Here is a 12,611-nt window from a genome sequence, read left to right as displayed (position 1 = left end):
GCCGCAGAAGCAACATTCTTCCTCATAAATTTACCTGTAATATGTCTATTATAGCGTTATCACAGAAAAATTGTCAATCTTTTGCAGGCTTTCCTGCGAATCATCCGAAGATTTCTGTTTATCCCTTTACTGTCCACTTACTTTTACAATATAGGTTCCTGATGTCACATCCACATAGGCAATACTTCCAAGGCTCTGAAGCAGGCTGTCATTGAGATCGGTACCATACTTTTCTTTTTCCTGTCCACCTACAAAAATATAGGAAATGTCATATTTCTTTACAAGAGATTTCACGGTTTCCACATCGCCGGATGTATAAATAGTCTGAATATCTGCACTTTTCTGATTAAGATCCGGCACGTCGTTTCTCCACAGCCACTCGTGAACATACCAGCCAAGTACCGTAGGAAGGCCTGTCGACGCAGAGACTCTTTCATATCCGCTGTAACTGTCACCATTGGCTTCCAGCACAACCGGAGATCCCTCAATATTCTGTTTCAGCCAGCGAATTGCTGCCGCATCCTGCGGAAAATCGGTTTCCAGAAATGTAGTTGCATTCAGTCCCTGATATTTTGACGGATTCCATACTTCCCCAAACCAGGAATGTACTGCATTTCCAAAGTATCCCACTGTCCAGATCAGCACAAAAAGCCCTATGCCTGAAAGGACTTTGACGATCTTCTGTCTTGAAACTACCAGCATTCTGTAGATTCCATAGCCCATAGTCATTCCAAACAAAATATATGCCTGATACGTAAGTTTGAACATGGTGTTCGCTCTGGCATTTCCGTTTTCATAGATATCTCTTACATACACAAGTTCCGGAATGATAATCAGTCCGATGGCACAAAGCCCCATAATTACCGCAAAAAGATCCGGAACTGTAACCGCTTCCAGAAGTCTGTACAGGCTTTTATGCTTCATGCCTCTCAGTTTTTCCACAAGAATGGAAACAATCAGCAGAACAGTCAGTACTACCGGAAGGCCCCAGAGAATCAGAAGCTGATACCAGAGAGAGTGATGCTGTGCCAGTGCAACTCCCTGTACCATCGTTTCAAATTTCAGAGTAAACGGCAGAATAACCAGATAGGAAATCACAATAATCTCTGCAGCCTGCAAAACAGTCACAGAAAGAATTCTGGTGATTTTTCCGCCAAAACGGATAATATTCGCAATCAGGACAACACCGCCGGTTACCACAAAATAAATTACAAAATCCCAATAGTTTGTCCACTGGAACATTCCAAGAAGCACTGCAGCCAGAAGAATATGCGGCATCAAAAGCTGTCTGAGCCAGAAATCTCTCAGGTCCTGTTTTTCCGGTTCCGGTCCTCTGTTTCGAACTTTTTTAAACCACGCATAAAGAAGCCCCACCAGAAATGTCACAAACATCACATTCACCACATGGGCGTGAAGATCTCCCAGAACAAAAGAATAGCTCGGGAACTCATGAATGGTTTTGTCGCTTTCATTCAGCGGATTATAGCCTATATAACGGGTGGCATCCGGAAACCAGTAACTGGCACTTTCTTCCACTCCCTGTATTTTATGGATCAGTGGCAGAACACAGCGATAGACAATATAATGTACATTTCCCGCAATGGAAACGGAAATGCCTGCAGTCACTCCCGCAAGAGACGGCAGATATTTTTTCTTTCCGCTCATACGCCCGTAGAGCCTGTCCTTGGTCATCTGGCGTACCAGAGAAAATGGATACACAAACGCAAAAGCAGCCACAAACGTACGCATCAGATTATAGGTTACTTCCACTCTGCTGCCTGTAAGCTTCGTAAGAAAGACTGCAAAATACTGACCACCGTAATAATAATTAATGGTTCCCTGAGAGTACCAGAGATCCCTTGCCGGCAGTGTTTTGCTCCGCATCATGGCTTCCATAAATCCGTAATCCATAAATTTCTCTGTTCCATATGCCTGAGGACGAAATCCTGCCAGATATGTCCAGAGAAGAAAACTACCGAAAAACAGAAGCTCCTCTCTGAAAATCAGGTGCATTTTCCCCGTTGGAATACATTCAATTCCATGTTTCTGCTGTACATGAAACAAAATAACACAGATTACCCCACAAAATACGGACACTCCCGCACAGGATGCAAAAGTAAATGGAAGAATTTCCACCGCCACAAGAAACCAGGTAAGAAATCCTGTTATGGCAATTGCCAAAACTTTCGAAAAAAGCCATCCTTTATCTTCAAATCCATCAAAAAGTCTTCCGGTCAGCGGCATTGCAATCATTCCCATAAAAAGGGCCAGAAGCCACCAGGTCCAGAAAGTCCATACATCTCCGCCAAGAAGATAGGCAGAAAGAGCGATCAGAACCACCGCCGCAACTGACTCCGGAAGTATTTCCCTGATTTTTACTTTCATCTTTCTGTTCCTCCTGTATCAGATTCTGTGACGCAGGCGCATGAAATCATGAAATGCCTGTTTGCCTATTGTTATAATTCGCTTCATATTAATAGAATTTTTTCCAGCCTGACGTGGACGGAAGGTGATAGGAATATATTCCACATGCAGATGATGTTTCTCATAGATCACTGTCATCAGTACATTGGACAGGAAAAATCCGTCCGGAATCCGTTTCAGTACTTTTTTAAGCTGCTTTCCGTTCATCAGCCGGTAAGGAGTATTCGCGTCTTTTACCCAAGTTTTAAATATGAGAAACAGCACAAGGCGGAGAACTCTTGTCACAAAAAGCCTTGAAATTCCATCTTCTCGTTTTTTCCGGTATCCGATAAGAAGACCACATTCTTTTCGTTTTTCCCAGAACTGCCAGAATTCCTCCGGAAGCGTCTGTCCGTCAGTATCTGTCTGAAAAACATAATCTGCTCCGGCGTCAACCGCATAATGATATCCTTTAAGAATGGTTCCTCCATGACCTTCATTGGGCTTGTCAATTCCGATAAGACGGTCATATTTCTCCTGATATTTCCGGATCTTCTCATATGTTCCGTCCTTACTTCCATCGTTGAGAACTACCAGACGGCTGTCTCCTCCAATTTTTTCCACAACCGGATACCACTGTTCAATCACAGCTCCGATATTTTTTTCTTCATTATATGCAGGCATAATAATGTACAAACTGTCATGTTTCATAAACTCTTATTCTCCCATCCTCCGACGTATAAACCAACGGATACGTCTTCTTTATAATATCTTCACGACATTCCTGCTGCTCAAATTCCATATCTTCCTCAAACAGAATGTACGTGATTTTTTCCTTTTTCACTGTTGTTTTCAAAACCTGCGGATCGTCTGTTGTGTAAATCATTACCGCCTGCCCGGCTCTGTAATTTGTATCGTATCCTGCTGACCAGGCATAATAAGGCCATCCACAGTAAAGCATCACACCTGACATGGTAACTTCATTCATGGTATATTCCGGTGTCAGAAGAAGATCGTTTTTCTTGAGGTTTGAAGAAAGCCAGTCTGTAAGGCTGCTTTCCATATCTACGGTCATGCGATGTGCGGAATCATTATCCAGCAAAATTACCACAAAATCATAAACACCCGTTCCTATCAGGCAGATACATAAGATTACACAGGCCACTTTACAGCTCCACTTCTTCCATTTCGTTTTCCCTGACAGAAAAATATTCCTTACTACCCATCCCCAGAACACCGTAACAAACGCATAAGATATCATCACATATTTATGGTTCACATTGATATCCGGAGTCAGTGATATCAGAAAAGCAAACAGCATCGGAAGAAGAAAACCTCCAAGAATTACCCTTTCACTTCTCTTCAGAAAGACAGCAACAACAACCAATCCAATAAAGAAAAATCCACTGATCTGAGCCAGATACCAAAGTACACCGGTTACCGTGGCATGATCTGCCAGAAATCCCCAGTAAAGAGAAGGGCTCATAACACTTCCGGATACAAAAATCTTTGACTGGAGTTCCGAGAAAAAAACAGCCAGCGCCGCACAGATAGCATAATCCAGCTTTCCATCGGAAAATACCGCAAAACCGGCCAGAATCAAAAGTCCTCCAATAAGTGCGGCCCCATTCCAGAAAGCAGTAAGCCCCAAAAACAAGCCCATCAGAATTGCTGTATCCACATTTCTGCAAATCCATGCTTCTCTGGTAAAAAAGCAATTTCGAATCCACAGAATTCCTTTCTCTTTACGGCCACTTCCTGCTTCTACCCAGTCCATAAAAATCCATATGGCCACAGCCACTATCAGAAGACCAAAAGCAAGATGCCTCTGATTCAGATATACATTAAAATTCCAGAGTCCCCAGTTTTCATTGGTTGTATATCCAATAAATACCGTATTTTCTGTCAGCGCCTGTATAAGATTTCCAGTTCTGATATTCTCCCACAAATATCTCCAGAACGCAGTTCCGCTCCGAAAAAAAAAGAACAGCAGAGAAAATGCACCTGCCCAGAAACTGAAAAACATCCGGTAACTGATTGCATAAAGCACCATAAGAAATCCTACCAGCGACAGAATACTTACCAGATTGTATCCCAGATCCAGCCGAAGTCCCAGATATTCCAGATTTCCTACCAGAAACTGAAACATAAAATGGTACTTCACATCCTGTCCTCCGTAATGAGGATACTGTGTAGGAAAATTATTTCCTCTTGAAAAAGAGCGCATCATTGCAGTATGAGGTGCATAATCACCATATACAGAAAAACCGGAATACAGCACTCCGTCTTTCATATGAAAGACATAAAACATAATCCAGGTTACAAAAAACGCCAGTATCACAAACAGACATATTTCTTTTTTCAGGATCCATCTTCTGGTAACCATATTTCCTGCTGAAAATACTGTTTTTCCTTTCTTACGTTTCCGGTAAAAATTCATCAGAAAAATCAGTGCCGTTGCCGGCATCACCAATAAATTCCCATAAAAAAGAGGATGTTCTGTTCCCACACATACACTGAATATCCAGGAAACAATATACACTGCCCATGTCAGCATCAGCGTACCTGTTCCAAAAGCAGCCGGAAGGATCACCCATATCCGATTTCCTTTTTCAGTTGTCTGGTGCGGAAACAGACATCCCACCATTTCCATTCCTGTTAATATACATAATATAAGATAGATAATTCCAAACATAGGATTCTCCTCAATTCACGTAAAGTATATCAGAATCGCCTTCTTATGAAAAGACTATTCACATTTTTTTCAATTTTTTTCAGGCACCTCCTGCTCCTCTAAATATGTACCAATTCCATCTGCAACTGCATTTGCAACTTTTTCCTGATATTCTTCACTTTGCAGAAGTGCCGCTTCATCCGGATTGGTAAGGAAACCACATTCTACAATATTAATTACCCCGCTGCTTCTTTTAAGCAGATAATACGTCCGGTTTCCCTTGGCAGCTCTTGGCCGTGCAACAGAAAGCTGATCATTCATCTGCTCCTGAATGGAAAGTGCAAGTTCCTTCCCCTTTTTTGAATCTTCATAATAAAATACCTGCGGACCTTTTACCTGTGGATCGCTGTAACTGTTCTGATGAATGCTTACCGAAAGTACCGGAGAATATTTCTGAATCATTGCAATGCGATTTTGCAGATCCTGTGCCTTCATATTCTTTGTATTCTCTTCATAAAGGCCCCTGTCTTCTTCTCTTGTCATCACTACTGCAAATCCTTTTTTCTCCAGAATCGCTTTTAATTTCATGGAGATTTCCAGATTAATGCCCTTTTCTTTCAGATCATTGACACCAACCATCCCGGAGTCCACACCTCCGTGCCCGGCATCAATCAGAATCACCTGGCTGTTTTTTATATTTCCGGATACATCCGCAAGTTTTCCTGCTGTTTCTGCTGCCTCCCTGGACAAAATATAAAAACAGACCAGCATGAGCACTGCCATACCAAGCTCTACATAATGCTTTTTCAACGCAAAGCACCCCCGGCATATTTATTTTAATATATGTTGCCGGGGATGTTTTTATCATTGTGTCGTATAATATTTTTTTCTGTTTATGACAGGTTTTCTGTTATTACACTCCAGATTCCACTGTTTTCAAATCCGAGTTTCCATTCTGCCACACCAGCAAGTTCATATTTGCTGATCAGTTTTACTTTTTCTGCAACAGACTGTGCATCTTCCAGCCAGATCTGGTATGTAGCCCCATCACCTTCGTAGGTTCCATAATTCTGACTTGTAGTCTTGTCCCAGTAAGTCTCTGCTCCATTCTCACTGATTACCTGCTGTGCCTGATCCATTCCGATCGCCTCACTGGTAAGAGCACCACCATCTGTCGTTTTCCAGAGCCTTGTATAGAATGGAATAGCAAGGATGGTTCTCTTGGCCGGAACTTCTGCAAGGGTATCTTTAACTCCCTGCTCCACCCATGGAAGTGATGCCACGGAACCGGCATCCGAACCAACATAGTGTTCGTCATATCCCATAATAATCACATAGTCCACAACTTTACCCTGTTCGGTTCTATCATAATGGCTTGTGAAATCCTCAGGTACCGGATTGTCCACAGAAAGTACCAGATTGTTCTCATGACACTGAATGGAAAGTTCTCTCAGAAACTGAAGGAAATGAATTCCCACATCTTCACTTAAGGACTCAAAATCAATATTAATTCCATCCAGGCCGGATTTCAGTGCATATGTGACCAAATGATTCTCCAGATTCTGTCTGGAACTGGTTTTGGAAAGTACCGTCGTTGTACTCATATTTTCACTGAAGTTATCTACCAATCCCCAGACTTTCAGGCCTTTTTCATGCGCCTGCATAACGTATTCTCCGGACGCAAGGCTTGATACATTTCCGTCATTATCAGAGACAGAAAACCAGGTCGGTGAAATCACATTCACTCCCGTCATATTCTGCACGGCATCTGCAAAATAGCTGTTGGCGTCTGTACTGGTAACCTGATGCCATACCATATTTACCGGTTCATCCATGGTAAGATAAGAATATGCTTCCGCCTTAAAATCTCTCTCATAATTTGTGGTATCCGCACTGCTTACCTTTTTTTTCTGAATATAGCCGATATAACCGTCATCAGTCGCTACCTGATCCCAGTCCTCTCCTTCATCCAGAAGCCTAAGGACCGTATCTTTAGGGATTTTTGTAAGAATTTCTGACTTAATCCCGCCGCGATACCGGATTGCTGTATCTTTCTTTACAGTTACTGTCTGTATATTGCTGAATTTATACTGTATCGCTACCCTTGCAGGATCTTCATATATATAGGAATCAATATCTGTATACTTTTTTACATAATCCAGTTTCAGATAAACCGTGTCATCTTTCAGCCATACATTTCCGTCTGCCTGCTCTGATGCCGCTTCCTCTGTAAGACTGGTTGGCGTTGCATACAGAATCTTCTTATTTTCGCTGTCCCAGTAATATCTCTGATTCAGATATCCGCTTACTACATCCAGTGGAAGATATACATCGTTTCCCGAAAACAAAGCTTTCTGCTCCAGTTTCTGTGTTCCAAGTATCAATGCAGCTTCTCCATCTGCATTCTGACCATAATATTCCGTCAGATCCATCTGTTTGCTGGTTGGTATCAACTTGTTAATTCCGTATACAGCCCCTCCGATAAGAGAAACCAGAACAATCAACAGACATACCACAAAAACCGGCATATGTTTTTTTATCATTATTTTTTTCCTTTCGGTATAGAATGTCACAATTTTTTTTATTATAACATATTTCCTCTGGATTTCGTTACAAAAATCGACATTTAATATTTTTTTACACTTTATTTATAATTTCGGTTCCCCACATGGTATGTATGAGTTCAGGGGAACTTTTTCTTTCCGGGGAACCGCTTTCTCTTTCGTATCGATCCTTAACATTTTCGGATAAAATCAAAGCTTACACAGGCGATATGCCCTTCTTCATCTTCTGTATAATCCCGCATATAGACTCCATCTTCCGCAATCTGACAGGCTTTTGCAATTTTTTTCGGAGTGCTTGGTTCTCCGTTCAGATAAAGAGAAACACCTTTTTCCCGGTAAATCTCAAGTTCTTTACGGAGTGCCTTTGCAGGATTCTTTTTTACCCGTGATATATTTTCCGTATCCCGACCTCCTTTCCTGGTTTGATTTTCAGAAAACACCAGCAATGGTTCATGAAAAGCTGCACAGATCCCGTTGTAATATATAAAAAATTAAAAGGGGGAAATTTCTTATTCTGTGTTATGGCAGAATCGCCGATGAGTTTTACACAGAAATTTATCTTCAGAAAAAGTATGACTTTAAGTTATCTTTGTTCTCTTACTGCTTTTACAGATCTTGCAGCTTTTCTGTTTTTATTATACCTTTTTTCTTTTCAGATGCAAGCCTTTTGTTCAATTATAAAATTTTTTTTATTTTTATCCCGGAATTTTCTTTTTTCCCATTGATATGCATCTTTACATCTTGTGTATAGCTGTTATATAATACAGTATGTAAAAGATTAAATTTATTGACCATAGGATGTGATTATATGAAAATAGAAAAGATCAACGACAATCAGATCCGCTGCACACTGACGAAGGAAGATCTGGACAGCCATCAGATCCGTATCAGTGAACTTGCTTACGGTACCGAGAAAGCCAAACGGCTCTTCCGTGACATGATGCAGCAGGCTCAGATACAGTTTGGTTTTGAAGCTGATAACATTCCGCTGATGATCGAAGCGATCCCCGTAAGCGCAGAAAGCGTCATCCTCATCATCACCAAGGTGGAAGATCCGGAAGAACTGGATACCCGTTTTTCCAAATTTGCTCCTTTTAAAGGAAATAAACCAGCAGATACTGTTGAGATCGATGGAGCCGATAATATCATTGATATTTTCCAGAAGCTCTGCGAATCCAAACTCAAAAATCTCCCACAGAAACCGGAAGAAAAGAAATCTGAACCAGCAGCACAGAATCCGGAAAACCCGGACGCTTCACAGACTTCCGAGAATTCTATACGGCTGATCCGTCTGTATTCCTTCCCAGGACTTGACGATGTCATCGCCGCTTCTCATGGAATGAACGGTTTCTTTACCGGAAACAATACTCTTTACCGTGAAGGGGAAGACGGAGGATATCAGCTGGTTCTTCACCAGTCTGACTGCACACCGGAAGAATTCAACAAAGTATGCAACATTCTTTCTGAGTATGGAGTTGGCCGTGCATTTACTCCTGCCGGGGAAGCCTACCTTCGGGAACATGGCACCCTGATTGCGGAGAATGCACTTCAGAAACTTCTCGAACTTTAAATAAAAAAATAAACCGCTGTCAGAAATACGATCATCCTTGCTTAGATTGATCCATATTTCCAACAGCGGTCTTTTTTTTCAGTAAAACAGCAGATGCTGCTTACTCACCAAGAAAATCATTGATCTGTGCTACGAGAACGTCAGCGTCCAGTCCATGAACCATAGCTGCCTCTTCCAGAGACTCCATCTGAGAAGACGGGCATCCAAGGCAATGCATTCCTGCTCTCATCAGGATTGGTGCAATATTCGGATCTACTGTGAGAAGTTCTCCGATCAGCATGCTCTTTGTAACCTTTGCCATGATTGTATTCTCCTTTACTGATTTATCGAAATGTTTCTGATGTTTCCATTCCGTTCTGTTATTATAATACGAAACCTGGCCGGAATCAACGCTTTCCTCATCCCTTTCCTTATCGTATTACCTTGGTTTCCTTATTTTTATTTTGTATATAAATTTGTACTTGTATTCTTTAAACAGATATATTAGAATGGGAATAGAATCCCTGGTAGGGGATACATACAATACACCATTTTAAAGGAGGATATCAATTATGGCATATGTAATTTCTGACGAGTGCGTTAGCTGTGGAACATGCGAGGGTGAGTGCCCGAACGAGGCTATTTCTCAGGGAGATGAGCATTACATGATCGATGCAGACGCTTGCGTTGACTGTGGAACATGCGCTGAGGCCTGTCCAGTTGGTGCTATCTCTGCTGAGTAATGCACCATTAGCTTAACAAGCTACCGTAATGAATGAGGCTGCCGGTTTACCGGCAGCCTTTTCTGTTTCTTTTATTCTTTTTTCCCTCACAGGAAGCTGCCGCTTCTCTTCTTGCCTGCTGCTTCTTTCGGATAGCCTCATCCAGTGAACGACACCGGTATTCTCCTTCTTTTTTCCTCTGCATTTCCTCATGGATCAGACGTTCCAGAATTTCCTGAAATTCCAGGATCTTTTTATTATCCTCGCCGTTCTCTTTTACTTTTGCCGTTTCCGTCTCCTGTTTCTCCTCAAACATTTCTTCGGCCTCTTCCGGAGCTCTTATCGGAATATCTTCAATCTCAACTGCTTCTCCGTCCAGAATTTCGGTACCGGCTTCCGCAAGATCTGATGTATGCGTATTTCTCGCTTCCTGAGGAATCAGTGTGCGGATTGCTTTCAGCTGAAGGCCTCTATTTTTCAACTCGTTTATTTTAAGAAAAAGCTGGATATCAAACGGTGTATAATAGCGGTGTCCCAGTTCATTGCGCCCGATCCGAAGATCCAGTTCTTCCTCCCAGTACCGCAGAACATAAGATTTCACGCCTGTCATTGTTACAGCCTGTCTCACCGTGTATCTTTTCTCCATCGTGAACGCCCCCTTGTGTAGAGATTCACTGTTGCTGTCTACAGTATAACCCATGGGGTCTGGAAATGGCAAGAAGAATCGGTTGACATAATTTTACCGGATGTGACTTATCAGCAGAGATTGCTTGACATACGGAACTCCGCCGTGCTGCACATCTCGCGTCCGAAGGCCGCTCGATGTGGGGCTTCGCCCTATAGCCGGAAAAACAAAATGCTGTCAGGCTAAATACAAGTGTTCATCCTGACAGCATTTCATTTTTCCGTCTGCGCGGCTCTACTTTTTCATGTTTACAAACTGGGTGTATCTTGGCAGCCATACCAGTTCTACGGTTCCGATGGGGCCGTTTCTTTGCTTGGCTATGATGATCTCCGCAATATCTTTCTTCTCGGTATCTTTGTGGTAATAATCGTCTCGGTAGATGAACATGACCACATCCGCATCCTGCTCAATAGCTCCGGACTCTCGAAGGTCGGAGAGCATTGGCCTGTGATCCGGTCTCTGTTCTACTGCTCGGCTCAGCTGGGATAACGCAATCACCGGCACATCGATCTCTCTTGCCAGTGCTTTCAAAGATCTTGAAATATCGGAGATCTCCTGCTGCCTGGAGTCGGATTTTCCGCTTCCGCTCATCAGCTGCAGGTAATCGATCATAATGATTCCAAGATTGTGCTCCAGCTTATATTTCCTGCATTTGGACCGAAGCTCCGCTATGGAAATTCCAGGGGTATCGTCGATAATAAGATTGGAACCACCGATAATATCTGCGCCTTCCACCAGTTTCGTCCAGTCTTCATCTTTCAGATTTCCGGTACGAAGATTCTGGGAATCCACATGAGACTCCATGGCAAGAAGACGGTTCACCAGCTGCTCCTTGGACATCTCCAGACTGAAGATCGCCACAGTCACATCTTTACGAAACGCCATATACTGAGCAATATTCAGTACAAATGCCGTTTTTCCCATGGAAGGTCGCGCCGCAATCAGTACAAGATCGGACGCATGCATACCGGAGGTCTTATAATCCAGATCTACAAATCCGGTTGGAATTCCGGTTACCGAACCTTTCAGCTTGGAAGCCTTCTCAATGTTGCTGACTGCATTTAATACAACCTGCTGGATCGGTACATAATCACTGCCGTTTGTTCTCTGCAGGATGTTGAACAGCTTTTTTTCGGATTCCTCAAGAATGGTCTCCGTGCTGTCTTTTTCCAGATAGCAGGCATTGGCGACTTCTTCCGTAGTCCGGATCAGCCGGCGGAGAACTGCCTTTTCACTGACAATATTGGCATAATATTTTACATTGGCAGAGGTAGGAACTGCAGCAATCAGATCACGGACATATTCCATACTGCTGATGTCCGGCGGGAGTTCTTTCTCCTTGAGACGGTTCTGCAACGTGATCAGATCTACCGGCTGTCCTTCATTACAGAGTTCTACCATGGCATCAAAGATAATACCATACTGTTTCTGATAGAAATCATCACTGGTCAGAATCTCAGAAGCCACAAGAATCGCATCACGGTCCAGAATCATGGAACCGATCACTGACTGCTCTGCCTCAATACTGTGAGGAAGAATCCTCTTGATCAGTGCCTCTTCCATTGATTACGCCTCTTTTACCCAGACCTTGAGACTTCCGGTTACCTTTGGATGGAGACGTACCGGAACGTTGGTAACCCCCAGATTACGGATCGGATTCTCCAGCTGAAGTTTTTTCTTATCAATATCCAGATTCAGCTGTTTCTTGGCTGCCTCTGAGATTTCCTTGGAGGATACAGAACCAAATGTTCTTCCACCCTCGCCCACTTTCAGGGTCAGGATGATCTCTTTTGTGGAAAGCTCCTCTGCAAATGCCCTGGCAGCGTCCAGGTTCTCCTGTGCAACCTTTTCCTCATTTGCCTTACGGAGTTTCAGATCATTGAGGTTCTTGGAGGTAGCCTCAACACCAAGTTTTTTCGGCAGGATCATGTTTCTTGCATATCCGTCACTTACATTTACGATCTGTCCCTTTTTTCCCAGGGATTTTACATCTTCCAGAAGAATTACTTTCATT

Annotated in this window: 12 protein-coding genes; 2 read left to right on the top strand and 10 right to left on the bottom strand. The window is 42.8% G+C overall.

What is annotated here, in order from left to right; translation table 11 throughout:
* Positions 1 to 126: 126 nt before the first annotated feature.
* The 6 genes from KQI39_RS07555 to KQI39_RS07530 all read right to left on the bottom strand — a co-directional run bounded on the left by KQI39_RS07555 (position 127) and on the right by KQI39_RS07530 (position 8,081).
* The gene (locus KQI39_RS07555) at positions 127 to 2,385 is read right to left on the bottom strand and encodes a DUF2298 domain-containing protein (RefSeq protein WP_216417581.1); all 2,259 of its coding nucleotides are present in this window, start codon (positions 2,383 to 2,385) and stop codon (positions 127 to 129) included.
* Between the two features lie 18 nt (positions 2,386 to 2,403).
* Positions 2,404 to 3,114 carry a glycosyltransferase family 2 protein gene (locus tag KQI39_RS07550; protein ID WP_216417579.1) on the bottom strand — a complete coding sequence of 237 codons (711 nt, stop codon included), beginning with the start codon at positions 3,112 to 3,114 and terminating at the stop codon, positions 2,404 to 2,406.
* Positions 3,104 to 5,098, bottom strand: a complete 1,995-nt coding sequence (locus KQI39_RS07545) for a hypothetical protein (RefSeq protein ID WP_216417577.1) — start codon at positions 5,096 to 5,098, stop codon at positions 3,104 to 3,106. The genes KQI39_RS07550 and KQI39_RS07545 overlap by 11 nt, the downstream gene beginning before the upstream one ends.
* A 69-nt stretch (positions 5,099 to 5,167) precedes the next feature.
* Positions 5,168 to 5,887, bottom strand: coding sequence for an N-acetylmuramoyl-L-alanine amidase (locus KQI39_RS07540; RefSeq protein ID WP_244092676.1), 720 nt, complete (start codon positions 5,885 to 5,887; stop codon positions 5,168 to 5,170).
* A gap of 83 nt (positions 5,888 to 5,970) precedes the next feature.
* Positions 5,971 to 7,620 carry a glycosyl hydrolase family 18 protein gene (locus tag KQI39_RS07535; protein WP_216417576.1) on the bottom strand — a complete coding sequence of 550 codons (1,650 nt, stop codon included), beginning with the start codon at positions 7,618 to 7,620 and terminating at the stop codon, positions 5,971 to 5,973.
* 191 nt (positions 7,621 to 7,811) lie between these two features.
* Complete coding sequence (locus KQI39_RS07530) at positions 7,812 to 8,081, bottom strand: hypothetical protein (protein ID WP_180215135.1); 270 nt, start codon at positions 8,079 to 8,081, stop codon at positions 7,812 to 7,814.
* A gap of 368 nt (positions 8,082 to 8,449) precedes the next feature.
* Between KQI39_RS07530 and KQI39_RS07525 the strand changes: the two genes are divergently transcribed.
* Positions 8,450 to 9,211 (top strand): adaptor protein MecA, encoded by a 762-nt coding sequence (locus KQI39_RS07525; RefSeq protein ID WP_174095835.1) that lies wholly within the window; start codon positions 8,450 to 8,452, stop codon positions 9,209 to 9,211.
* Between the two features lie 100 nt (positions 9,212 to 9,311).
* Here the strand turns inward: KQI39_RS07525 and KQI39_RS07520 are convergent, their stop codons facing one another.
* Positions 9,312 to 9,512, bottom strand: a complete 201-nt coding sequence (locus KQI39_RS07520) for a DUF1858 domain-containing protein (protein WP_015527179.1) — start codon at positions 9,510 to 9,512, stop codon at positions 9,312 to 9,314.
* Positions 9,513 to 9,762: 250 nt separating this feature from the next.
* On the opposite strand from KQI39_RS07520, the gene KQI39_RS07515 reads away from it, so the two are divergent.
* Complete coding sequence (locus KQI39_RS07515) at positions 9,763 to 9,933, top strand: DUF362 domain-containing protein (RefSeq protein WP_148444817.1); 171 nt, start codon at positions 9,763 to 9,765, stop codon at positions 9,931 to 9,933.
* Between the two features lie 46 nt (positions 9,934 to 9,979).
* Here the strand turns inward: KQI39_RS07515 and KQI39_RS07510 are convergent, their stop codons facing one another.
* The 3 genes from KQI39_RS07510 to rplI all read right to left on the bottom strand — a co-directional run bounded on the left by KQI39_RS07510 (position 9,980) and on the right by rplI (position 12,610).
* On the bottom strand, positions 9,980 to 10,558 hold the full coding sequence (locus KQI39_RS07510; RefSeq protein ID WP_148444818.1) for a MerR family transcriptional regulator: 579 nt from the start codon (positions 10,556 to 10,558) through the stop codon (positions 9,980 to 9,982).
* Positions 10,559 to 10,831: 273 nt separating this feature from the next.
* On the bottom strand, positions 10,832 to 12,160 hold the full coding sequence (dnaB, locus tag KQI39_RS07505) for a replicative DNA helicase (RefSeq protein WP_015527183.1): 1,329 nt from the start codon (positions 12,158 to 12,160) through the stop codon (positions 10,832 to 10,834).
* Between the two features lie 3 nt (positions 12,161 to 12,163).
* Positions 12,164 to 12,610 carry a 50S ribosomal protein L9 gene (gene rplI / locus KQI39_RS07500; RefSeq protein ID WP_216417574.1) on the bottom strand — a complete coding sequence of 149 codons (447 nt, stop codon included), beginning with the start codon at positions 12,608 to 12,610 and terminating at the stop codon, positions 12,164 to 12,166.
* Position 12,611 lies beyond the last annotated feature (1 nt).

Origin of the sequence: Blautia sp. MSJ-36 (genome assembly GCF_018917985.1) — a bacterium.
Classification (GTDB): domain Bacteria; phylum Bacillota; class Clostridia; order Lachnospirales; family Lachnospiraceae; genus Blautia_A.
The sequence above is the reverse complement of the archived record's forward strand: the minus strand, read 5'-3'. Positions and strand labels throughout refer to the sequence as shown.